This is a genomic window from Alishewanella sp. HH-ZS (assembly GCF_001704375.1).
GTDB lineage: Bacteria > Pseudomonadota > Gammaproteobacteria > Enterobacterales > Alteromonadaceae > Alishewanella > Alishewanella aestuarii.
On sequence record NZ_LZEJ01000003.1, the window covers coordinates 1 to 22,164 of the forward strand.

The window sequence follows — 22,164 nt, forward strand, 5'->3', positions numbered from 1 at the left end:
AACGTTCGCGATCTCGCCCTGGGTTGAGGCCCAACCCAAAAGAAAAAAGGAGAGTCTCCTCTCCTTATATAATATTTTAATTGAGTATTCTTGATTGCTCAGACACCAAAAAATTCATTTCTCTACTTAGCTCCGCTTGCCTTTCCAAAAGCTTTTCAACTTTTTTGAACTTGCTGTTCTCAAGAAACACTTCATCTGGGACAATTAATTGACTCAAATCTGATGCGTGTAGGTGTGCAGTCTGCCCTCTAACCATATTTTGAATTTGAGAAACTACTTCTTCTGACCTTAGATATGCAAGTAGTAAAAAAGGAGATATTAATTTATTGTCAACCCTTATGAGCATTATTTCTCCAACAAATGATATGTTTTTCGACTCAACAAAGTCAGGAGCGCCAGTGAAAATATCTGACTTTTTTGCGATATAAACAGGGCTATGTGCTGATGATGTTAGTAATATGTCTCCATATTGAAGTATGAGCGGTTTCTTTGATTTCAATCTTTTTTTAATTTCTTCGTTATTTATGTAGTTTCTATCTCTAGCTTCCCAGTTAATACCTGTTCCTGACAGGTTTCCTACCTTGATAAGAAAGTTACCTTGTTCAGCATATTCGCTCCTGGCTGGAGTTTTCCCTGTTCCTATAAATTCACAAAGTTCAGATAACTGTCTTCCAATTTGTCTACTTTTTGTTATGAAAATGTTTTCTAGCATTGAAAAGCTATCTGACTTTCTAGGAATATCAATTATAGAAACGAATTCGTAGTCCTTACCTTTATCTAAAGCAATCTTCATGAAATTAGGAAAATCGTCTAATTGACTTCCATCTTTTGATCTGCCTGTTGAATCAAAACCAACATTTTTAATATTCGCTAGTGCAAGCTTTCCTTCTGAATTTTTTTCATTCTCATTAATGTATTTTTTTGCAAATAAGACAACAGTGGTTGTCTGTGTTCCTGTGCTGGAAAAAGTTTCAGGGGGTAGGCTCATTATTCCATAAATATAACCGTAACTACTCAGTTGATGACGAGCGTGAGATAAGGTACCGTTAGTTGCAATGCTCTTAGGTATTACAATTGCTAGTGTTCCACCTGGTTTTAGATATTGAAAACATTTTTCAATAAAGACAATTTCACTGCTTTGCTTTTTTAAATTATATCCATACTTATCTTTGCATGTAAGAAACTCACTGAAATCATAATCACGAGAATCCACTGATACACCGAAAGGTGGGTTTGTAAATATAAAGTCAAAATCCTTTTTAAATGGATTTTCTTTTAGTGAGTCAATTAGTTTCTTTTTAAATTCCACTCCAGGGTAGTGGCCAATATTTAAATCTGCCAAAAGTAGCATTCTTGGACTTTTATCAATACCGTAAACAGTGCAAACATTAGTGCTATATGATTGCTTAAGATGCTCAATAAGAAATGTTCCAGATCCGCAAGCTGGATCAAGAATGGCATCTTCTGACTTTGGTGAGGCGAACTTAACTATTGAGGTAACAACTTCATCTGGTGTCAAGAAAATACCAAGACCTCTACGAATCTCGGGTGTTAGGAATTGCTTCAAAGCATGACTTCTAACGTCATATCCTATCTGTGAAAAATTAACCTGAAATAATAGGTTATGGATATCAGTTAGGCATTCATCGCTTAGGTAGAACTTCTTTTCCCGCCAGATCTCTGAAGACCAAGAATTCGCTTTTCCTAAATACTGTGCAAACATCTTTCTCACCATTTCAGGAGATATTGATTTTTCAAATGAAAATTCAAGCTCATGATTTTGTTTAAAAAATAAATACTTTAGTAACTCGTCAAATGCCTCCTGCGGTTGAAGTCCGTCTACATTTCGCATGATGTTATGAGCTTCTTTATAAAGTGCGGCTAGTTTTCTGGTGTCAGTCATTAGAAGTACCGTTAATCTCTCTAAAAGGCCTTAATTATGAAATAATTCATCTCAATGTCAAGGAAATATTTCTAGATTTCGATGTTTTCCTTTTGGGGAAGTTCGGAAGGTAAAGCGATTAGCTTTTATTCGCTTTTTTTGAGCTTCGATACGATCTTATTTTTACTAGGATAAGCCGATGCATTTAAACAGGATTAAGATGAATTAACAGCGGTTTTTGTCATAGTTTTTTGGGACGAGCGTTCGTGCAGAGTTAAATTACTATAGGTCGTTTATGAGCTTCTTTAGGTACAAGGATTTTGGAAAATTAACTCGGTGGGTGGTAATCGAAGTTGTCATAGATTTGTTGCGGTATACGGAATTTGGGAACAAAATATTCCTCATTTATACCAATTCCAGATACAAAAAAACCAGCTAATTGCTGGCCTTTGAGTTGGTTGCGGGAGCCGGATTTGAACCGACGACCTTCGGGTTATGAGCCCGACGAGCTACCAGGCTGCTCCATCCCGCGTCCGTGTTATTACAACTGAGCAGTAGTTGTAATAAGTTGTCTGCAATGTTCGGTGTGGATTTGGTTGCGGGAGCCGGATTTAGACCTTCGCCCCGTGGTTATAAAGAGGAGCCCGAGGGCGACTTTCTATAATCACTTGTCACAATCAATTTGGTTGCGGGAGCCGGATTTGAACCGACGACCTTCGGGTTATGAGCCCGACGAGCTACCAGGCTGCTCCATCCCGCGTCCGTCATTGCGGGGCGCATCTTAGAGCTTTCGCTTTACATACGCAAGCGTTAATTTCGCTTATTTGGTTCGGTTGCCTATTTGCTAAGCAAAGCGCGGGTTTGTTGCTCTTATTGCTCCCTAAATGCTTAACAAGCTGCGATGAAATAACCTTGGCCGCAACTCTGAGAAAGTGCGGCGCCGGGCTTGTCGATTCTGCTATACTAGCGGCCATTTTATTTTAAGGTTTGCTGCAATGCTGGAATTTTGGGCTTTAACGTCTAAGGGCGTGGAAGAGCTGTTAGCGGATGAGATCCGCAGTTATCAGGGTGAAGTGTTAAAGGTCTCCATGGGCGTAGTGCGCTTTAAGGCCGATATTAAAACGGCCTACACCCTATGTTTATGGTCACGCCTGGCAACAAGGATCCTGCGCTTAATTCAGTCGGAGCCGGTTACTGCCGAGTCGGATCTGTATCAGATCGCAAGTAATATCGACTGGGGCCAGTTAATGTCGGTGCGGCAAACCTTAGCCGTCGACTGTGTTGGCAAGCATCCCAAAATTGATAATACCCAATATGGCGGCATGCGCTTAAAAGACGCCATTGTCGATCAGTTTCGCGAAGAAACCGGCGATCGGCCGGATGTGGACCGCTTAAACCCCGATGTGCGGTTTCAGGTCCGTTTGGATAAACAGCATTTTCATTTCCTGCTGGATTTCTCCGGCCCGTCGTTACATCAGCGCGGTTACCGTACCGGGCAGGGCGAGGCACCGTTAAAAGAGCATCTGGCGGCAGCTTTATTAAAGCGCTCTGGCTGGACTGTCGGTACCCCTTTGTACGATCCGTTCTGCGGTAGCGGCACTATTTTAATTGAAGCGGCGCAAATCAGCTTGAAGCAGGCGCCGGGACTGGCACGGGAAAGCTTTGCTTTTGAGCGGGCACCGGGTTTTCGGGCCGCGGTATGGCAGCAATTAAAAGCCGATGCTAAAGCGCAGGCCTTGCCCGCGGGCGACACTATCCAGTTTTGGGGCACTGATACTGACGAACGCAGCCTGAGTAAAGCCCGGCAAAATGCGGCGCGTGCCGGCGTGGCTAATTTGATCAAATTTGATTATGCCGATGCCACTGCGTTAAAAGGCGCCGTGACGGATACTCCGGGTGTGATAGTGACTAACCCGCCTTATGGCGAGCGCTTGGGCGACCTGCCGGCACTGATCCCGCTTTACAGTAATTTCTCGCTGGTGCTAAAAGCCCACTATCAGGGCTGGCGCCTGGCAATTATTACCTCGAACAGCGACTTACTGCGTGCACTGCGCTTATCTAAAGCCAAGAGCTACAAATTTAGTAACGGCCCGCTGGACTGTGAATTCACGCTGTTTGACCTCACAGAAAAGCAGGTGCAGGTTAGCTCCAGCGCACCAGCGTTGTTTTTTAGTGAAAGCAGCGCCTTTGGTAACCGGCTGGCGAAAAACGTAAAAGCGATTCAAAAATGGGCCAAACGCGAAGGCTTAAGCTGCTATCGCTTGTATGATGCGGATATTCCGGAATATAACGTTGCGGTAGATTGGTATGACGGCGAAGTGGTCGTGCATGAATATGCCGCGCCCGGCACTGTCGATGAGCAAATTGCCCAGAAGCGCTTATTCGATGTGGTCAATCAGGTACCAACAGTGCTGGGAATTAGCCCGGATAAGATGATCCTGAAGGTGCGGGAAAAGCAAAAGGGCACTAACCAGTATCAGGCACTGGCTAAAGCCGGCCAGTATAAAGAAGTGTCAGAGTATGGCGCTAAGTTCTGGGTCAACCTGCGCGATTATCTGGATACCGGGTTATTTTTAGATCACCGTATTACCCGCCGTATGCTGCAGCAACAAGCGCAGGGTAAGCGGGTATTAAACCTGTTTGCCTACACCGGCAGTGCCTCGGTGCATGCGGCTATTGGCGGTGCGAGCAGTGTCACGACCGTTGATATGTCCAACACCTATCTGGATTGGGCTAAACGCAACTTTATGTTGAACGGTCTTAATGGTAAACAATACCAGTTTGAACAGGCGGATTGCTTACAGTGGCTCGCTCGCAGCCGGAATTTATTTGATTTGATCTTTGTCGATCCGCCAACCTTTTCTAACTCGAAACGGATGGAAGATAGCTGGGATGTACAGCGCGATCATGTCAAATTACTGAATATGTTGATTAGCAAGATGGCACCGGGCGCTAAGGTAATTTTCTCCAACAATAAGCGGCGCTTTAAGCTCGATTACGCGGCGCTTGAGGAAGCCGGCTGGCAGGTGAAAGATATTTCGGCCGCGACCTTACCGGAAGATTTTAAGCGCAACCCGCATATTCATGTCTGTTTTGAGCTAACCCGGCCATGAGTGATTTAACCCTATACAGCACCTGGGGCTGCCATCTGTGCGAACAGGCCGAAGCCCTGGTGCAGCAAGCTGGCCTGGCCGATAAACTGCAGGTACAGGATATCGTCGATGATGAGGTGTTATTTGCCCGTTTTCGGGTACATATTCCGGTACTGGCAGCCAGTGATGCCCAGGGGCAGGAACAATTATTGTATTGGCCTTTTGATCACAGTGCGTTAGCCAGCTGGCTAGCCGCTTTGGATCTGACAACAACCGATTAAAGCAGGATAGGGTAACGTGGAGTTATTACGTTTTCAGCAGGCTTGCCTGGCCTTTGGTACCCACCCGGTACTGGATAAGGTGGATTTTAGTTTATTTACCGGTGAGCGGGTGTGTCTGGTTGGCCGTAATGGCGCCGGCAAGTCGACCTTTTTAAAATTGCTGACCGGTCAGCAAAATTTGGATGATGGTCAAATTGTGATGACTAACGGCGTGGTGCTAAGCCGCTTAGAGCAAGACCCGCCAGCCAAAATGGACGTCAAAATTGCCGACTTTATCCGTGAAGGTGCCGGTGATTTAGCCGAAAAACTGCAGCAGTTTTATACCTTATCTGAGAACCTGGACGGTGCCGGCGATGCTGAGTACCGGTTATTTGAGCGCTTGCAAAGTGAGCTCGACGCCCGCGATGGCTGGGGCTTAGAAGCGCGGGTTGACATGCTGTGTCAGCAGTTTGATATGGACGGTAATGCCAGTTTAGCCACCTTATCTGGCGGCTGGTTACGCAAAGCCGCGCTGGCACGGGCGTTAATTGCCAAACCCGATATTCTGCTACTGGACGAGCCGACCAACCACTTGGATGTGGCTGCAATTCAATGGCTGGAGGGCTTTTTAAAGAGCTTTGCCGGCGCCATTATCTTTATCTCGCACGACCGCGCCTTTATCCGTGCTTTAGCCACCCGGATTATCGATCTTGACCGTGGCTTATTGACATCGCATCCGGGGAACTATCAGGAATATCTGGATCGCAAACAAAAAATGATTGAAGACGAGCAGCAAGCTAATGCGCTGTTTGATAAAAAGCTGGCCGAAGAAGAAGTCTGGATCCGGCAAGGCATTAAAGCCCGCCGCACCCGTAACGAAGGCCGGGTAAGAGCGTTAAAAGCGCTGCGCCGTGAACGTGCGGCGCGGGTTGAGCAGTTAGGTAAGGTCGATTTTGCGATCGAACAAGCGGCGCGTTCCGGCAAGCTGGTGTTTGAAACCAAACAGCTAAGCCACGCCTTTAATGGTGTGCCGGTTATTCGTGATCTCGACTTACTGGTGATGCGTGGTGATCGCGTGGCCTTAGTGGGCCCCAACGGTGTCGGTAAGTCCACGCTGATTAAGCTGTTATTAGGCGACTATCAGCAGGACAGTGGCGAGATCAAGCGTGGCACTAATCTGGAAGTCGCGTACTTTGATCAGCACCGGATGGCGCTTGATTTGGATGCGACGGTGCAGGATAACGTCGCCGACGGTAAGCAGGAGATTAACTTAAATGGTCAAAGCCGGCATGTTTTAAGTTACTTGCAAGACTTTTTATTTCCGCCGCTGCGCGCCCGTACGCCGGTGCGCGCCTTATCCGGTGGTGAGAAAAACCGCTTGTTACTGGCCAAGCTATTTGCTAAACCCAGCAACCTGCTGATCCTCGACGAACCGACCAACGATCTGGATGTGGAAACCCTGGAGCTGTTAGAAGATATTCTGGAGCAGTATCAGGGCACCGTCTTGCTGGTCAGCCATGATCGGGAGTTTGTCAATAACACCGTGACCAGCTCACTGCTGTTTGCTGGCCAGGGCCGGATTATTGAAATTGCCGGCGGTTATGACGATGTGCTGGATTGGCAGGCGAAGCAGGGCGCTGATCTCACTGTCAAAAAAGCCGAGCCGGTAGCCGAAGTTAAAACTAATGCGCAGGAAAAACCGGCGCAGGCTTCTGTTAACAGCGCTAAGAAGTTATCATACAAAGAGAAACGTGAATTAGAGCAGCTGCCGGCGCTGATTGAAAGCCTGGATCAGCAGCTTAGCGCCTTACAGACTGAAGTGAATGATGCCGACTTTTTTAAGAACAGCGCAGACTACACCCAGCAAAGGTTGAACCTAATCCAAGAAACCGAGTCGAAGCTGGCGCAGGCGTATCAGCGCTGGGAAGAATTAGAAGCCGCAATATCGTAAATTTTTAGGGGCCCGTTAATGAAATTATCACCGATCAGCTTAGCAGTATTGCCGTTGCTGACCATGTTCTCGGCGCAAGCCGCGGTGTATCAGATTGTTGAATTAGATACCAATAATAAAGTCCGTGCCACCAGCGGTGCTGCTGCAACCGCACAGGGCGCCGTTGTGACCAATGGCAGCACTTTTCTGGATATAACCTTAGATCTGGAAACCATCGATTTTGAAAGCGAAGCGCTGAAAGCTTTGCTTACCGAGGAGCAACTGGCTGACGCTAAAAACGGTATTATCGATGCGACAGTTAAGAATATTCTGCTTAATCTGCTATTGGCGACGCAGAACAACAGCCCTTCGGTTCGTAATCAGCCTATTGGCATTACCCGCATTTTTAATCAGCCACAAAACGGCGTGGTCACCGGTGTCCCGGTACGGGATATCAACCAGACCAGAACCAATACCGAATTTGCCTATACCAGCAACAACACTGGGCAGCTAGCTGTCGTAGCGACGGCTCCGGCTGTCAAAGTGCGTTTTGAACCATTACCAGAGCCAGTGCCTGAGGATACACCAGAGCCAGAAATCCCGGTGATTCCGCAGCCTTACCTGGCCTGGGTACCAGAGCCTGGTTATATGTTGGGGTATGTGGTAGACGGTAATCAAAGTATTTTGCTACCGCCCGCTTTTACCGAGTTGGGTGGCGGGATGTCTGCGGCGCAGGACATTAATAACAATGGCCAGGTCGTTGGCTTTACCTCCAGCGGCGTAACTGACGAAGTTAAAAACGTAATTAATGGTATTTGTACCGGTCGTTCACAGCCGTTGCAATTTTGTCTGAATTTATCGATGGCCAGTCGTGCCGTAGATTTAGGCGGCTTGTTAGCACAGGTTCGTGCTTATGAAACAATCGATAGCCTGCCGGCAGGTTACCAGGAGCGAGCTGCATTATGGCAATTAAACGGTGATGGTAGTGCCAGTTTAACCCAAACCTTTGGCTTTTTAGGCGAGAAAGGTACTGGCCAGTTAGCGCCAACCTCTGAGGAATATCCGGTTCCTATTTACTACAGTCGGGCTAACGCCATTAACGACGAGGGGATTGTTGTTGGTCATTCGCTATATTCTGACTCCAGCCGGATTATTCGTTTTTTTGACAATATTGGCCGCGAATTTCGCCGCGTATACAACGCCCCTCATGCCACAATTTATCGTCAGGGCGAAGTAACCGGTTTTATCGATCCGCAGGAATGGCTGGCAAGTGTTGCTGTTGATATTAACAACCAGGGTTTAGTTACCGGTTATGGTTTAAAGAATATCAACAGTGCGATTCGTTCCAAACTGTTTACTTATAATATCAATAGCCGTGAAGTTAAGTTTGTAGAGGGATTCTTCAACAGCTCGTCAACTGAACCTCGGGCAATCAATAGCAATGGACAGATTGTTGGTCGAGCTGAAGTTGTCATTGGCGGTACTATCAGCCGTCGTTTCCACGGTTTTATGTATGATAACCGGGATGGTAGTTTCCGGGATCTGAATGATCTGGTGGGTTGTGATGCGCCCTATACCTTAGTTGATGCCACAGCGATCAATGATAATGGCGAAATTCTGGCTACCGCTTTGGTTCGTCGGCCGCGTTTAGATGTAAATGGTCAACAGCAGGTTGGGGAAAATGGCCAGGTCATTACCGAAGAGCAAGCCACTGCAGTTAAATTGCGTCCAATCCCAAATGGCCAGCCAGCAAATTGCAATGCCGATGACAACCAGTATCAGCGTAAAAGCGGCAGTTTGTCGGCATTCTGGTTAGTGTTACTGGCAGCCGTGCCGTTGCTGCGCCGCCGTCGGTTCTAATTTTTCATGTCTTGGCAAACCCCGGTTACCGCAAGGTGCCGGGGTTTTTTGTAATCAAAAAAAATTCTTTAGATGATTTTGGTCTAAAAAGCTTTCCAGGCTTTTGTGTCGACATCTCATGTGCTTAGCAGAAGTCAAGCATTATATTACTCAATTTTGGTTTGAACCTTCCGGTCATATTGGCTATCTATAAACTGTAACATTGTTGTGTTAGACGCAACTTTGTTACCGTTCAAAACACAAAAAGTTGAGGAAGACTGCCGTATGAAAAGACAAAAACGTGATCGTCTGGAACGTGCTCATGCTCAAGGTTACCGTGCTGGTGTTACCGGCCGCTCAAAAGAAATTTGCCCTTATCAGAGTTTAGATGCCCGCTCAGAATGGCTAGGAGGTTGGCGGGAAGCGATGGCAGACAGGAATGTCGGATTATTTAACAAAGGTGCCTGATTACGGCCTGTAACGCAAAAGCCCCGTTAACTAGCGGGGCTTTCTGGTTTAAAAGGGCAAGCGTTTAGAAGCTTGAGGTATCCTGGAATAAACCCACTTTCAGATCGGTTGCGGCATAGATTTCACGACCATCGACACTCACCACACCATCAGCAATACCCATAAACAACTTACGTTTAATCACCCGTTTCATATTGATGGTGTAAGTGACTTTTTTCGCCGTTGGCAGAATCTGACCGGTAAACTTCACTTCACCCACGCCAAGCGCGCGGCCTTTACCCGGACCACCTGACCAGCCTAAGAAGAAGCCCACCAGCTGCCACATTGCATCTAAGCCTAAGCAACCAGGCATAACCGGGTCGCCTTTAAAATGGCAGGCAAAGAACCAAAGGTCCGGATTGATATCCAGTTCAGCGATAATCTGACCCTTGCCATATAAACCGCCTTCTTCTGAAATATGGACAATCCGATCCATCATCAGCATATTGTCTGACGGCAGTTGGCTGTTGCCCGGGCCAAAGAGTTCACCATTGGCACAGGCGATTAAATCTTCTTTTGTAAAGCTATTCTTAGTCATGTATGTTTAGTCCAATAAAAATGCTGCGTCAGCTTAGCGAACAGCTGTACGCCAGACAAGTCCGATTTGTACAACTTTGCTATTTTTATCGCAGATAACTGGCTAAGTTGGCAACGAATTTTCGTATAGTTAAACTGACATCCCTATCTGGTATGAGGTCGCACCGGTACCGGAGTGCTGTGGATAAGTTGAGGGTGTAATGAGTGATGAAAAGGCCAGGGCGCTAAGCAATGCCGAAAAACAGCGGCGCTATCGGGAGCGGCAAAAGGATTGTGGTAAAAAAGAGCTGCGCGGTTATTTAACGCCGGAGGCATTGCAGTGTTATCAGGAGATTGCTGAAAAAACCCAGTGGAACGACAGTACCTTGCTCAGCAATGCGATTCGTTTAATGTATGCCGCGCATAAGCTGGGGCAAATTGGCATTTTGAATAGCTGGCTAAATGAGCATAAACGTTAATAGCTGCACGCTACTGCTTCGCGCTATAATGGCCGCCGTATTTTGATCGCGCCCTAGCGCGGATCAGTGACTAGCCAAGCCAGGAATTCAGCATGATTTTATTTGTCCGCGATCTTACCGTTATCGACTTCTCTTATTTGCACCGTCAGCGCGGCATGCTGGGTGAGAGTTATATCGTCGATGTCGAATTGCAAGGCGCGCTGGACGATACCGCTATGGTGTTTGATTTTGGCAAGGTGAAAAAGGTGATTAAGCAGGCGATCGATAGCCTGGTTGACCATAAATTAGCGGTGGCGGCAGAGTGCCCGGCGCTGCAGCTGGACACCGCCGGCGAGCTGACGTTGCTGCGCTATCAGAGTGAGCGCGGTTTGCTGCAGTTAGCCTGTCCAGAGCAGGCCTTTGCCGTGATCCCTGGCACTGAGATCAACGAAGCGACGGTAACGGCATTTTTACAGCGTAAAATTAAGCCGTTACTACCAGCCAATGTTGCGCAGCTAACTTTGACACTGCGCCCGGAAAATATCAGTGGTTTTTATTATCACTACAGTCATGGCCTGAAAAAGCATGATGGTAACTGTCAGCGTATTGCCCATGGTCACCGCTCAACTATTCAGATTTATGAAAACAATATGCTGGCGCCTAAACTCAATAAATGTTGGGCGGAGCGCTGGAAGGATATTTACCTGGGTACCGAAAGCGATCTGGTCGCAGCAGAGCAGTTGGTACATCTTACCCCCGGCGCGCAGGACTACAGTTTCCGCTATCAGGCGTCGCAGGGCTGGTTTGAACTCTGTATCCCGCAAAGCCATTGTGAAATTGTGCCATGCGATACCACGGTAGAATGTCTGGCCGACTTTATTGCTGATACGTTAAAGGCGCAGCACAGTACTCATTCGTATAAGGTGGTAGCTTATGAAGGTGTGGGCAAAGGCGCTATTGCTGTGCGCCCTTAATTGGGCTGCACTGGCAAGTAGCAGTGCCAAAGAACTGGTTTTAGATGGGCAGTTAACCCAGGGTAGCCTGATCCGCGCCACTGTGCCGGCAGGTGCTAAAGTGTGGTTTAACGACCAGCCCCTGGCAGTCAGTGAACAGGGGCATTTTGTGTTTGGCATTGGTCGCGATGCCGCACTTAAGCACCAGTTAACGGTAGAACATCAGGGGAAAAGGCAGCAGATCCCGCTGACGTTCAGTGGCCGTCAGTATGATATTCAACGCATTAGTGGCGTCGAACAAAAATATGTTGAGCCACCAAAAGAGGTTACAGCCCGTATCGCAAGGGATAATCGGCGGGTCAGAGAAGTACGGCAAACCTTTAGCGCGAAAACGCTATTTTTGGGCACACCGTTAAAACCTGCGGCAGGGCGGATCAGCGGCGTCTATGGCAGCCAGCGCATTTTTAATGGTCAGCCGCGTAATCCTCATTTTGGCCTGGACATCGCGGCACCCGTCGGGGCGCCGGTACTGGCTCCCTGGGATGGCAAGGTACTGCTGGCTGAAGATCTGTATTTTTCCGGTTTAACCCTGATCGTGGATCATGGCATGGGGGTAACCTCAACCTTTATGCATTTGCACCGTTTTAATGTCGCGGTCGGCGATACGGTAACGGCCGGTATGCAAATTGCCGAAGTGGGGGCCACCGGTCGGGTAACCGGGCCGCATCTGGATTGGCGGATAAACTGGTTCCAGGAGCGACTGGATCCGCAGTTATTATTACCTGAGTTTGCGCCAGCCGCACCAAAGCGGATCCCGCTTAACTAGTGCTCTTTCGGAAAACTGTCTGCAGCATCTACATGGCAGCCGGTTTTAGATGAATATAAAAAAGCGCCGGCGGCTAGCGGCGCTTTTTTATTTGTCGCTCACCAGATTTCGGCTAGGTAGCTTGTGCTAACCAGGATGCAACCGTGCTCTGATCTGCAACGCTGAGCATCGCGACCTGCGCCTTCGCTGCCTGTAGCGTTAAAGATAAGGTGAGCAGGCGATCTTTACGGAAAATCGTTAACGGCTGTACTGAACCATAAGGCAGCCGCTTTAACAGTTGCGGCAGGCTTTTTTCCGTCACCTTATAGCCAGCCAGTGCCAGCAACTGGTCGCCGGCCATCAAACCGGCCTGATGGGCTGCAGAGTCCAGATAGAGCTGTTGTACCGTTAAGCCGCCATTTTGCGGTTTCAGGCTACACCCCAGGCTGGCCGGTGCCGCTTGTTCATTATTGCCATGGGTATCGTCAAAATGCTGTGGGCTACGCCAGCTTAGCGTCAGGCCGAGCTTGGCAAAGCTCTCTGCCAGCGGTAATGACTGGGCGCGGTTAACCCATTCTGTAACCTGATTGGCCAGTGCAGTGAAACCCTGTGCAGCTAATGCCTGACAGAAACTCTGATCGGCGGTGCCGGTTGCCAGATATTGCTGATAGAAATCTCGGCAAAAAGTACTGAGGTTTGTGCCGGCTGCTTGTAGCTCGGCCTCAACGGCCAGCGCCACCAGGGCCCCCTTAGCATAATAGCTGACGATACTGTTAGGGGCATTTTCATCCTGCAGATAATACTTGGTCCAGGCGTTAAAACTGCTGTCGGCTAAGCTTTGCCGGCTATCGGATGGGTTTCGCGTAACCCGTGTAACCAGCTGCTCCAGCGCGGTCAGATAAGCGCTTTGGCTGATCCGGCCACTTTTAACCAGCGCAAGATCATCAAAATACGAGGTAAAGCCTTCATACAGCCACAACTGCGGTGTGTATTGTTCCTGCGCTAACTGATAAGCATGAAAAGGTGCCGGCTTTAACCGTTTTACCCACCAGGTATGAAAGTACTCATGGCTGATTAATCCCAGCAGGGTTTGATAGGCTTCATCCGGCGCTTTAAGTTGCGGCGCTGGCAGGTCATGGCGACTGCATAGCAGTAAGGTGCTGTCCTGATGTTCCAGGCCGCCGTAGCCGTTTTCGGTGATCCAGAGTAAAAACCAGTAATGACTGAGATCGTCCGGTAAACCGCCAAATACCGCGCGCTGGGCCAGACAGATTTGCTCGGTGTCTGCCAGTAAACGCGCGCTGTCGTAATGATTTTGACCGCTGACCACCAGATAGTGCGGCACACCGTCTACGGCAAATTGCTGCAACGTAAAGTGCCCCAACAGCAGTGGGCTATCAATCAGCTGGCAGTAGTTCGCAGCCTGATACAGACCAAAATCCAGCATGGCAGTACCGCTGCTGCGTGGTAACGCGGTCGCGACGCGCCAGTTTTCGGTTACGCGAAACCGCGGGCGGATCAGCTCCAGCTGCTGTGGCAAGCTAGTCTGATCGCTAACGGCCAGACATAAACAAGCAGGATTCAGAATAGCAACTTCATCGTCGAGGTAAGCAGCACGCACCGACATATCATTGGCGTAGATCAGATAGCTGACGGTAACCGCCTGATTACGACAGCTAAGCTGCCAGCGCTGCTTATCCAACTGTGTTAAATCCAAGGCGCCGTCGGCATCACTGGCACTGATCTGCATAATGTGGCGGGCAAAATTGCGGATCATATAGCTGCCGGGGATCCAGGCGGGCAAACTCAGTTCATGCGAGGTGCTGCTTGGCATAAAGGTCAGCTGGATACTCAGCTGATGTGCGCTGATATCGCTAAGTTCGATTCGATAGTGAACGCGGTCCATATTTCCTCTGTTGAGATTGTTGCAACCTGATGTGTTTTTAGTTACCGGTTTTAGGTGCGTATTTTAGTTGCATAGTTCAGGCACTGACTTTAACAGCTGCGACTGCTGTTTAAAGCAGCAAAAACGGTAGCGACATTGCCACACGCCATCATCGCTTCACGTATAATAGCAGCTTTATATTACCATTAGGTTTTGTTATGGCAAATGAAGCGCTTATCCAAAAAAGAATCGAGTACGCGGTTACGCGTGTTACTAAAACGGTGTTCCCGGGCCGCACCAACCACCATAACACCTTGTTTGGTGGCGAAGCCTTAGCCTGGATGGATGAAGCCGCCTTTATCGCCGCCACGCGCTTCTGTCGCAAGCCATTAGTAACGGTATGTTCAGATCGGGTCGACTTTAAAGAATCGATCCCGGCCGGGACTATTCTGGAGTTGGTAGCTCGGGTGGCGCATGTAGGCCGCACCAGTATCAAGGTTCAGGTCGATATCTTTGTTGAGCATATGTACGACGATAATCAGCATAAAGCTATTTCAGGTAGCTTTACCTTTGTGGCGCTGGATGACGAGCGTAAACCGACACCAGTACTGGGCTAGTTTGCCGCTGGCAGTGTCGGGCTACTTGTGTTACTGGCCCGACCTTGTTATGTTCGTTCAAAATAAGCCCCGTTAAAAGAGGTCGTCATGAAAACAGCCGAGCAATGGTTTAGTGAATACGCTGTCAGCCATCAAAATCCCGTCAATAAACTGATCCACTGGTTTGCGGTGCCCATTATTTACATCACGGTGCTGGGGCTGCTGTGGCAAATTCCGATGCCCTTTGCTGGTTTTGCCGAGCAGGGCATCAACTGGGCATTACTGCTGATTCTGCCCGCACTGCTGTTTTACTTTTTGTTGTCTTTTAGTATTGGTCTTGGCATGACCATCTTTACTGCAGCAGCGGTGACCTTATTGCGAGCGCTGGAGCAGCAGAGTGTGCTGGAGATCTGGCAATTATCGCTGCTGGTGTTTGTGCTGATGTGGATCCTGCAGTTTATCGGCCATAAGATTGAGGGCAAAAAGCCATCGTTTTTTCAGGACCTGGCGTTTTTATTGATTGGCCCGGCCTGGTTGCTGGGCTTTATTTTAAAACGCTTACGCATTCGCTATTAGACTGCTTAGCAGATGTTAATCGTAAGCGACCGCCTGCTTGCGATTAATGTCTGTCGAAACACGGCAGGTGGTAGCGGCATTGTGGCTAAGTCACCGTATAATAATCGTATTATTCTGTAATTTCCGGCATCGAATTTGAATAAGCTGTTTGAAGACCGCAACCGCCAGTTTTGGATCCTACACACCCTGGGCTGGTTGGGTTTCGCGATTGTAAATTACCTGAGCTCACTGGTGCTGGATACCCGCGATGCTTATTTGATTGTCATCAGTTTAGATGCCTACGTTGGCTGGCTGCTGACGATACCGCTGCGCTATCTGTATCGTTCAATCTGGGCCTGGCACCCATGGAAGATGATCCTGACCGTGTTAGTGGTCGCCTTGCTGATTGCCATGTTCTGGACAGTGATCCGCAATTTTAACTATTGGGAAATTTACCGCCACGGTTACCGGCCCAGTGACTGGCTGTTATATATCAAAGATACGCCGGCGGCGTTTTATGTAATGCTAAGCTGGAGTGGTTTGTATTTTGGCATCAAGTATTACCAGACTCTGCAGGCAGAAAAACAAAAATCGCTGACTGCGATGAACAAAGCGCATGAAGCGCAGCTAAAAATGCTGCGTTATCAGCTCAATCCGCACTTTTTGTTTAATACCCTAAATGCTATTTCTACCCTGGTGCTGATCAACGATAACGACACTGCCAATAAAATGGTCAGTCGGTTAAGTGATTTTTTACGCTATTCTTTATACAAAGATCCCATTAACAAGGTACCGCTGGAGCAGGAAATCTATGCTGCCAGGCTGTATCTGGAAATAGAGAAAGTGCGTTTTTCTGAGCGCCTGTCGATCGGTATTGATATTGAGCCTGGTACTGAGAAGGCGCTGGTGCCCAGTTTGATCCTGCAGCCGCTGATTGAAAACGCGATCAAATATGCAGTGGCACGCGAGGTTAATGGCGGCGAGATCGTGATCACCGCCCGTAAATTCGGTCACGACCTGCTGTTAGAAGTCGCAGACAATGGCCCGGGGTTACCAGACATTGTTGTGGCCGATAAAACAGCGGATAATGGCAGCGGTGTTGGCCTGGTGAACACCCGTGAACGACTGGCCGCGCTGTATGACAATGATTTTGCCCTGGTACTAACCCAAAATCAGCCACGTGGCGTAAAAGTGAATATCAGAATTCCATTACAACTAGAACAAACGGAAACGGACAATGCTTAAAGTCATAGTAGTAGACGATGAACCTCTGGCCCGCAAAGGCATGTTAGTACGCCTGGCGGCTTTTCCTGAGCTGCAGGTGGTTGCTGAATGTGCTAATGGCCCGGATGCCATCGCTGCTATCAGCACGGCAGCACCGGATTTGGTGTTTTTAGATGTCGAAATGCCCGGCATGGATGGTTTTGCGGTTTTAAAAGCCTTGCAGCAGCAGAATACGCGGCTGCCTTATATTGTGTTTGTTACGGCCTATGACCACTATGCGTTTAATGCTTTTGAGGTACAGGCTGTTGATTATGTCTTAAAACCGGTAGAGCCGGAGCGCCTTAAAGCTGCGGTAGAAAAAGTATTAACCTTCCATAATGCTGCTGATAGTCAAAAGCGTACCGATCAGCTGGCGGCTGCGGTAGCACGCCTGACCGGCGACCAGCCAGACCATATACTGGAACGTCTGGATAAAGCCGAGCCAGTGGTGAATGACCGTTACCCGGAAGCTATTAGCATTAAAGACAGCGGTGAAATTACGCGGGTACAGGTACAGGATATTGATTGGGTTGATGCCGCTGGTGACTATATGTGTATCCATACCCGGGATGGTCAAACCCATATTTTGCGTCGCACCATGAAAGAGCTGGAAAGTGAGCTGGATCCGCGGTTATTTGTGCGGGTACATCGCTCTGCGATTGTCAACGTCAATACCATCGCCAAGCTGCAGATGCTGACTAATGGGGAGCATCAACTGGTGCTAACCAATGGCCAGGCAGTCAAGGTCAGCCGTAGTTATAAGGATCGCGTAAAGCAGGTGTTTAGTCATTAAAGCCTGCTACTTTCGTTTTAAATCGCAATAAAAAGGTGCAGCAGAGTGCACCTTTTTATTATCAGTAACTGCCAACTTGTTGCTGCCAGCGAACCAGGAAAGGATCGATAGCTTTTTGGCGTTCGCCGGTTTTCGAAAGCGGATACAGCACCGCTTCACCATTAATTTCGCCAGCCATTTGCAAATGTGCCCCTTGTAACAGTTGCTCAACGGCAAAAGCGCCCAATTTTGTGCCTAGGATCCGATCGGCACCTACCGGGCTGCCACCACGCTGAATATGACCTAAGATACAGGCGCGACATTCAATGCCAATGGCGCGACTGAGGGCTTCAGCCAGGGCGGTGGTACCGCCCGGATAGCTATTTTCGGCAACCACAATAATATAACTACTTTTACCCAGTAGCAGTTGTGCGTGTTGAATAGGCGTGATCACTGAACGCAGATCATCCGGACTCAGACTGCCAAACTCCGGACAGATAATCTGTTCAGCGCCAGCGGCAATCCCGGCTGACAGCGTAATATAGCCACTATGGCGTCCCATTAGCTCAACCAAAAAAATCCGTTCAAAAGCATCGGCGGTGTCACGAATTTTATCAATGGCATCCAGCGCCGTATCAATAGCGGTGGCATAACCAATGGTGTTGTCGGTACCATCAACATCGTTATCGATGGTGCCGGGTACGCCAATAATTTGCCCCTGATAGTGTTTGGCAATTTTCAGCGCACCGCGAAAGCTGCCGTCACCACCAATCACGATCAGCGCATCAATATCCAATTGATGCAAGGTCGCGGCCGCCTGTGCCGGGCCATCCGGCGTTTGCAGTGCAGGGCAGCGGGCACTTTTTAAAATGGTGCCGCCGCGCTGAATAATATTTTGTACATGATGGCCAAGCAGCGTCTTATATTCCTGCTCGAACAAACCGTTATAGCCATGTTTAAAGCCAATCACTTCAACATTGCAGGCGGCAGCCGTCAGTTGAATCGCACGGATGGCGGCGTTCATGCCTGGCGCATCGCCACCTGAAGTCAGCACCGCCAAACGTTTGATCCTATTCATTTGCATGCTCCTTAATGATGATTTGAGATCAGTATAAGCGTTAGTCGGCAGATTACCTTGATTTGTCGCAAGAATACGAAAAGCACAGGACAGGTACGTTCGTTTGCGCGACAATAGCAACACTGCCGTCCGTGCAGTCGCTTTTAGGATCCCGCTGATGCATCAAATTACCGGAAAAACGCTGTTAGGCTTTTTGCTTGCGCTTACCACTGCTGTGCTTTGGGGCGTGTTACCCATTGCCTTAAAAATTTTACTTGAGGTAGTGACTGCTAATACCATCACTGCGATTCGCTTTCTCGCTGCCGCCGTTATCGTTGGCGTCTGGCTGGGCTTTAGGGGTAAGCTGCCGACGCTTGTTCTGTTAAAACGCCCCAAATTAGCGGTGTTGCTGGCGATTTCGATTGTCGGTTTGCTGCTTAACTATATTTTGTATTTAACCGGTTTGGATAGATTAAGCGCGGAAACGGCGCAAACCGTGATCCAGCTGGCGCCGTTCTTAATGATGTTAGGTGGGATCTGGATTTTTAAAGAACGCTTATTGTTGTGGCAGAAAATTGGTGCCTGGACCTTGGTTACTGGTTTACTGATGTTTTTTAACGAGCGTCTGCTGACGTTGATTGCTCAGGCCAGCTCTGAAACGCTCGGCGTATTATTGGTGATCGCAGCTGCCGTTACCTGGGCGGCCTACGCGCTGGCTCAGAAACAGTTACTGGTAAATTACAGCTCAAAGCAGATTATGTATCTGATTTATTTTGCCGGTGCGCTGGCTTTTATACCGGTGTCTGATCTTCAGCCATTAGCGACCTTTAGCACCTTGCAGTGGGGTTTATTGTTATTCTGCTGTTTAAATACCGTGGTGGCATATGGTGCCTTTGCCGAAGCGCTGCATCACTGGGAAGCCTCAAAAGTAAGTGCCGTGCTGGCGATAACGCCATTAATTACCATTGGCAGTGCTAAGTTATTGGCTTGGATCTGGCCGGAGCTGGTGCGGGCGCAAGAACTGAATGGCTGGTCGTTAGTAGGAGCCTGTCTGGTAGTGGCCGGCTCGGCACTTACCGCACTGGCACCGCAGTTTGTGCAATACCGGGCGGCGCGTAAGGTTCGAAAACTACAGCGAGATGTGTTGTAACGTGCACTGCGGGTAAACGAAAAATGGCCCTAATCAGGGCCATTTTTTTCAGAATGAGATCGTTATTTTACGGTAACAATTCTACAGGTATTGGATGCGCCTACCGTCTCCATTACATCACCGTGAGTCATAATCACCAGATCACCACTTTTCAGCCCGGCTTTATCACGGATCACGTCAATTGCTTTATCCGCCATCTCTGCCGCAGAGACTTCAGTACTGTCAAAGAATGCCGGATAAACGCCGCGGTACATCGCCATTTTATTCAGAGTGCGGGTATGGCGGGATAGGGCATAAATCGGTTGTGGTGAGGTAATCCGCGACATCAATTTAGCGGTATAGCCTGACTCAGTCAGGGTAATAATAGCCTTAATGCCTTCCAGATGGTTTGCTGCATACATCGCGGATAAGGCGATGGTTTCGCTAACCTCAGAGAACGTCAGGTTCATCCGGTGTTTTGAGCTTTGCACTGACGGATGTTTTTCCGCACCGTTACAAACGCGCACCATAGCTTTGACGGTTTCGATCGGGTACTTACCGGCAGCAGTTTCGGCCGATAACATCACGCCGTCGGTGCCGTCCAGTACTGCGTTCGCAACGTCCATCACTTCAGCACGGGTTGGCATCGGACTTTCAATCATGCTTTCCATCATCTGGGTTGCCGTGATCACGATGCGGTTTAACTGCCGTGAGCGGGCGATAATGCGCTTTTGCTGGCCAACCAGTTCAGCATCACCAATTTCAACACCCAGATCGCCCCGGGCTACCATCACGGCATCAGAGGCCTTGATAATATCATCCAGGGTGGCGTCATCCGCAACGGCTTCGGCCCGTTCGACTTTAGCCATAATGCGCGCTTCAGAGCCTGCCGCAACCGCCAACTCACGGGCATAACGCAGGTCGTCGCCACAGCGAGGGAACGATACCGCTAGGTAATCGACATCAATTTCGGCAGCAGTAATAATATCGCGCTTATCTTTATCGGTGAGGGCTGGCGCAGTTAAACCGCCACCCTGGCGGTTAATACCTTTGTTATTACTTAGCTTGCCACCAACGACGACGGTCGTCGTAACGCGCTCGCCCTGAACTGCCGTAACCTGCAATTGAATACGGCCATCGTCAAGTAATAACAGATCGCCGGCTTTGACATCCTGCGGCAGCTCTTTGTAGTCGATACCCACCTGGGTCTCGTCACCTTCGCCTTTTGGCAGACTGGCATCGAGTACAAAGTCCTGACCTTCTTCCAACATCACCGCATTGTTTTTAAAGGTTGAAACCCGGATTTTCGGACCTTGCAGATCACCCAGAATGGCAACATGGGCACCGACTTTTTCTGCGGCGGCGCGCACCATCTGCGCCCGGGCTTTGTGGTCTTCGGCTGAGCCGTGGGAAAAATTAAGCCGGAACACTGTGGCGCCGGCTTGGATTAATTTCTCTATAGTCGCTTGGCTATTGGTTGCTGGCCCCAGGGTGGCAACAATCTTTGTTCTTCTTGGCATCGGAAACTCCTGCTGATTAGGCGCTTGATCAAGCGTGCCTGTAGTCTAATGTAATTTTATTACAGAATATAGCTAAAAACTGAATAAAAATTACAAAGCTAAATGTGATTGGGGCCTAAGCCCCGGAAATCAGAGTGACATATCCTTTTTATCAAAGCGTGAACCGCGCAGGCTGTCTTTCACCTTTTTCAGGTTTTCGCGGAATTTACTGCCGCGTCTCAGGGTAAAACCGGTCGCCAGAATATCAATCAGTACCAGTTGGGCAACCCGAGACGCCATCGGCATATAGAGATCGGTGTCTTCCGGCACATCCAGCGATAGCACCAGTGAACACTCCCGCGCCAACGGGCTGTCATAAGCGGTAATGCCGATTACGGTGGCGTCATTTTCCTTAGCAATGGCGGCAATTTCACACAGGTTCTTAGTGCGGCCGGTATGGCTGATACACACTACGACATCCCCTTCGGTACTGTTAATCGCCGACATGCGTTGCATCACGATATCGTCAAAACAGACTACCGGGACATTAAAACGGAAGAATTTGTTTTGCGCATCATGCGCCACTGAGGCTGAAGCACCTAAACCAAAGAAGGAGATTTTTTTCGCCTGTGTCAGCACATCAACCGCTTTATTAATGGCGCTGATATCGACGCGTTGCCGCGCCGTATCCAGCGCCGCCATTGTCGATTCAAAGATCTTGGCGGTATAAGCCTCAGGGCCATCTTCTTCTTCAACATGACGGTTAACATAGGGCGTGCCGTTAGCCAGGCTTTGCGCCAGGTGCAATTTAAAATCCGGAAAACCCTTGGTATCGAGGCGACGACAGAAACGGTTAACAGTGGGTTCGCTTACGTCGGCCATCTTGGCCAGGGCAGCAATGCTGCTGTGGATGGTCGTCTGGGGATTAGCCAGAATGACATCGGCAACTTTGCGTTCTGATTTGCTAAAGTTGTTGACACTGCTTACGATTTTTTCCAGTACATTCATTAGCGATTACCTGCGCTTGTCCTGCCCCGGGGTACGAGGGCTATGCTATAGTGCGTTTTTATCGGTGTTTTGACTACAACGCCCTGTTGGCTATGCTGTTTGCTTTCAATCAGGCTGACAAAACGGTATTAAATTTACCACAATTTATCCGAAATACG

Annotated in this window: 19 protein-coding genes and 2 tRNA genes; 13 read left to right on the forward strand and 8 right to left on the reverse strand. The window is 48.8% G+C overall.

All coding sequences use genetic code 11. From position 1 onward, the window contains the following. Positions 1–76: 76 nt before the first annotated feature. The 3 genes from A9165_RS01880 to A9165_RS01890 all read right to left on the reverse strand — a co-directional run bounded on the left by A9165_RS01880 (position 77) and on the right by A9165_RS01890 (position 2,642). Complete coding sequence (locus A9165_RS01880) at positions 77–1,903, reverse strand: N-6 DNA methylase (protein ID WP_065954733.1); 1,827 nt, start codon at positions 1,901–1,903, stop codon at positions 77–79. A gap of 434 nt (positions 1,904–2,337) precedes the next feature. After that, positions 2,338–2,414 (reverse strand) — tRNA-Met (locus tag A9165_RS01885). A gap of 151 nt (positions 2,415–2,565) precedes the next feature. After that, positions 2,566–2,642, reverse strand: a tRNA-Met gene (locus A9165_RS01890). A gap of 235 nt (positions 2,643–2,877) precedes the next feature. On the opposite strand from A9165_RS01890, the gene rlmKL reads away from it, so the two are divergent. From rlmKL to rmf, 5 genes are all read left to right on the forward strand, one after another. Then, on the forward strand, positions 2,878–4,995 hold the full coding sequence (gene rlmKL, locus A9165_RS01895) for a bifunctional 23S rRNA (guanine(2069)-N(7))-methyltransferase RlmK/23S rRNA (guanine(2445)-N(2))-methyltransferase RlmL (RefSeq protein ID WP_065954734.1): 2,118 nt from the start codon (positions 2,878–2,880) through the stop codon (positions 4,993–4,995). Further along, entirely contained in the window at positions 4,992–5,255 is a 264-nt protein-coding gene (locus A9165_RS01900; RefSeq protein ID WP_065954735.1) for a glutaredoxin family protein, read from the forward strand. Before rlmKL ends, A9165_RS01900 begins: the two co-directional genes overlap by 4 nt. A gap of 16 nt (positions 5,256–5,271) precedes the next feature. After that, entirely contained in the window at positions 5,272–7,185 is a 1,914-nt protein-coding gene (locus A9165_RS01905; RefSeq protein WP_065954736.1) for an ATP-binding cassette domain-containing protein, read from the forward strand. 18 nt (positions 7,186–7,203) lie between these two features. Beyond that, positions 7,204–9,024, forward strand: a complete 1,821-nt coding sequence (locus A9165_RS01910) for a DUF3466 family protein (protein WP_065954737.1) — start codon at positions 7,204–7,206, stop codon at positions 9,022–9,024. A 264-nt stretch (positions 9,025–9,288) separates the two neighbouring features. Further along, entirely contained in the window at positions 9,289–9,471 is a 183-nt protein-coding gene (gene rmf / locus A9165_RS01915) for a ribosome modulation factor (protein WP_008949194.1), read from the forward strand. Positions 9,472–9,535: 64 nt separating this feature from the next. Here the strand turns inward: rmf and fabA are convergent, their stop codons facing one another. Beyond that, positions 9,536–10,048, reverse strand: coding sequence for a 3-hydroxyacyl-[acyl-carrier-protein] dehydratase FabA (gene fabA / locus A9165_RS01920; protein WP_065954738.1), 513 nt, complete (start codon positions 10,046–10,048; stop codon positions 9,536–9,538). A 199-nt stretch (positions 10,049–10,247) separates the two neighbouring features. Here fabA and A9165_RS01925 point away from each other — a divergent pair, with 199 nt between their 5' ends. From A9165_RS01925 to A9165_RS01935, 3 genes are all read left to right on the forward strand, one after another. Then, a complete protein-coding gene (locus A9165_RS01925) occupies positions 10,248–10,505 on the forward strand; it encodes a hypothetical protein (RefSeq protein WP_065954739.1) in 258 nt (85 codons plus the stop codon). A 92-nt stretch (positions 10,506–10,597) separates the two neighbouring features. Then, positions 10,598–11,458 (forward strand): 6-carboxytetrahydropterin synthase, encoded by an 861-nt coding sequence (locus A9165_RS01930; RefSeq protein WP_065954740.1) that lies wholly within the window; start codon positions 10,598–10,600, stop codon positions 11,456–11,458. Continuing rightward, the gene (locus tag A9165_RS01935; protein WP_065954741.1) at positions 11,418–12,263 is read left to right on the forward strand and encodes a M23 family metallopeptidase; all 846 of its coding nucleotides are present in this window, start codon (positions 11,418–11,420) and stop codon (positions 12,261–12,263) included. Before A9165_RS01930 ends, A9165_RS01935 begins: the two co-directional genes overlap by 41 nt. 112 nt (positions 12,264–12,375) lie before the next feature. Here A9165_RS01935 and A9165_RS01940 read toward each other — a convergent pair whose 3' ends face one another. Next, the gene (locus tag A9165_RS01940; RefSeq protein WP_065954742.1) at positions 12,376–14,148 is read right to left on the reverse strand and encodes a M61 family metallopeptidase; all 1,773 of its coding nucleotides are present in this window, start codon (positions 14,146–14,148) and stop codon (positions 12,376–12,378) included. Between the two features lie 197 nt (positions 14,149–14,345). Here A9165_RS01940 and A9165_RS01945 point away from each other — a divergent pair, with 197 nt between their 5' ends. The 4 genes from A9165_RS01945 (at position 14,346) to A9165_RS01960 (ending at position 17,334) form a co-directional block, all read left to right on the forward strand. Beyond that, complete coding sequence (locus tag A9165_RS01945) at positions 14,346–14,744, forward strand: acyl-CoA thioesterase (RefSeq protein ID WP_008949198.1); 399 nt, start codon at positions 14,346–14,348, stop codon at positions 14,742–14,744. An 87-nt stretch (positions 14,745–14,831) separates the two neighbouring features. Next, the gene (locus tag A9165_RS01950) at positions 14,832–15,299 is read left to right on the forward strand and encodes a DUF962 domain-containing protein (RefSeq protein ID WP_008608561.1); all 468 of its coding nucleotides are present in this window, start codon (positions 14,832–14,834) and stop codon (positions 15,297–15,299) included. Between the two features lie 135 nt (positions 15,300–15,434). Continuing rightward, positions 15,435–16,523 (forward strand): sensor histidine kinase, encoded by a 1,089-nt coding sequence (locus tag A9165_RS01955; protein ID WP_008608559.1) that lies wholly within the window; start codon positions 15,435–15,437, stop codon positions 16,521–16,523. After that, positions 16,516–17,334 (forward strand): LytTR family DNA-binding domain-containing protein, encoded by an 819-nt coding sequence (locus tag A9165_RS01960; RefSeq protein ID WP_008608557.1) that lies wholly within the window; start codon positions 16,516–16,518, stop codon positions 17,332–17,334. The genes A9165_RS01955 and A9165_RS01960 overlap by 8 nt, the downstream gene beginning before the upstream one ends. 61 nt (positions 17,335–17,395) lie before the next feature. Here the strand turns inward: A9165_RS01960 and A9165_RS01965 are convergent, their stop codons facing one another. Beyond that, on the reverse strand, positions 17,396–18,391 hold the full coding sequence (locus A9165_RS01965; protein ID WP_065954743.1) for an ATP-dependent 6-phosphofructokinase: 996 nt from the start codon (positions 18,389–18,391) through the stop codon (positions 17,396–17,398). Positions 18,392–18,548: 157 nt separating this feature from the next. Here A9165_RS01965 and A9165_RS01970 point away from each other — a divergent pair, with 157 nt between their 5' ends. Further along, positions 18,549–19,520 (forward strand): DMT family transporter, encoded by a 972-nt coding sequence (locus tag A9165_RS01970; RefSeq protein ID WP_008608555.1) that lies wholly within the window; start codon positions 18,549–18,551, stop codon positions 19,518–19,520. 62 nt (positions 19,521–19,582) lie between these two features. Here the strand turns inward: A9165_RS01970 and pyk are convergent, their stop codons facing one another. Continuing rightward, positions 19,583–21,019, reverse strand: coding sequence for a pyruvate kinase (gene pyk / locus A9165_RS01975; RefSeq protein WP_008949201.1), 1,437 nt, complete (start codon positions 21,017–21,019; stop codon positions 19,583–19,585). Positions 21,020–21,148: 129 nt separating this feature from the next. Further along, complete coding sequence (locus A9165_RS01980; RefSeq protein WP_008949202.1) at positions 21,149–22,006, reverse strand: MurR/RpiR family transcriptional regulator; 858 nt, start codon at positions 22,004–22,006, stop codon at positions 21,149–21,151. Positions 22,007–22,164 lie beyond the last annotated feature (158 nt).

Coding starts and splice junctions, on each gene's coding strand:
- A9165_RS01880 (WP_065954733.1), bottom strand. CDS start 1,903: ATGACTGACACCAGAAAACTAGCCGCACTTTATAAAGAAGCTCATAAC.
- rlmKL (WP_065954734.1), top strand. CDS start 2,878: ATGCTGGAATTTTGGGCTTTAACGTCTAAGGGCGTGGAAGAGCTGTTA.
- A9165_RS01900 (WP_065954735.1), top strand. CDS start 4,992: ATGAGTGATTTAACCCTATACAGCACCTGGGGCTGCCATCTGTGCGAA.
- A9165_RS01910 (WP_065954737.1), top strand. CDS start 7,204: ATGAAATTATCACCGATCAGCTTAGCAGTATTGCCGTTGCTGACCATG.
- rmf (WP_008949194.1), top strand. CDS start 9,289: ATGAAAAGACAAAAACGTGATCGTCTGGAACGTGCTCATGCTCAAGGT.
- fabA (WP_065954738.1), bottom strand. CDS start 10,048: ATGACTAAGAATAGCTTTACAAAAGAAGATTTAATCGCCTGTGCCAAT.
- A9165_RS01925 (WP_065954739.1), top strand. CDS start 10,248: ATGAGTGATGAAAAGGCCAGGGCGCTAAGCAATGCCGAAAAACAGCGG.
- A9165_RS01930 (WP_065954740.1), top strand. CDS start 10,598: ATGATTTTATTTGTCCGCGATCTTACCGTTATCGACTTCTCTTATTTG.
- A9165_RS01935 (WP_065954741.1), top strand. CDS start 11,418: ATGAAGGTGTGGGCAAAGGCGCTATTGCTGTGCGCCCTTAATTGGGCT.
- A9165_RS01940 (WP_065954742.1), bottom strand. CDS start 14,148: ATGGACCGCGTTCACTATCGAATCGAACTTAGCGATATCAGCGCACAT.
- A9165_RS01945 (WP_008949198.1), top strand. CDS start 14,346: ATGGCAAATGAAGCGCTTATCCAAAAAAGAATCGAGTACGCGGTTACG.
- A9165_RS01950 (WP_008608561.1), top strand. CDS start 14,832: ATGAAAACAGCCGAGCAATGGTTTAGTGAATACGCTGTCAGCCATCAA.
- A9165_RS01960 (WP_008608557.1), top strand. CDS start 16,516: ATGCTTAAAGTCATAGTAGTAGACGATGAACCTCTGGCCCGCAAAGGC.
- A9165_RS01965 (WP_065954743.1), bottom strand. CDS start 18,391: ATGAATAGGATCAAACGTTTGGCGGTGCTGACTTCAGGTGGCGATGCG.
- A9165_RS01970 (WP_008608555.1), top strand. CDS start 18,549: ATGCATCAAATTACCGGAAAAACGCTGTTAGGCTTTTTGCTTGCGCTT.
- pyk (WP_008949201.1), bottom strand. CDS start 21,019: ATGCCAAGAAGAACAAAGATTGTTGCCACCCTGGGGCCAGCAACCAAT.
- A9165_RS01980 (WP_008949202.1), bottom strand. CDS start 22,006: ATGAATGTACTGGAAAAAATCGTAAGCAGTGTCAACAACTTTAGCAAA.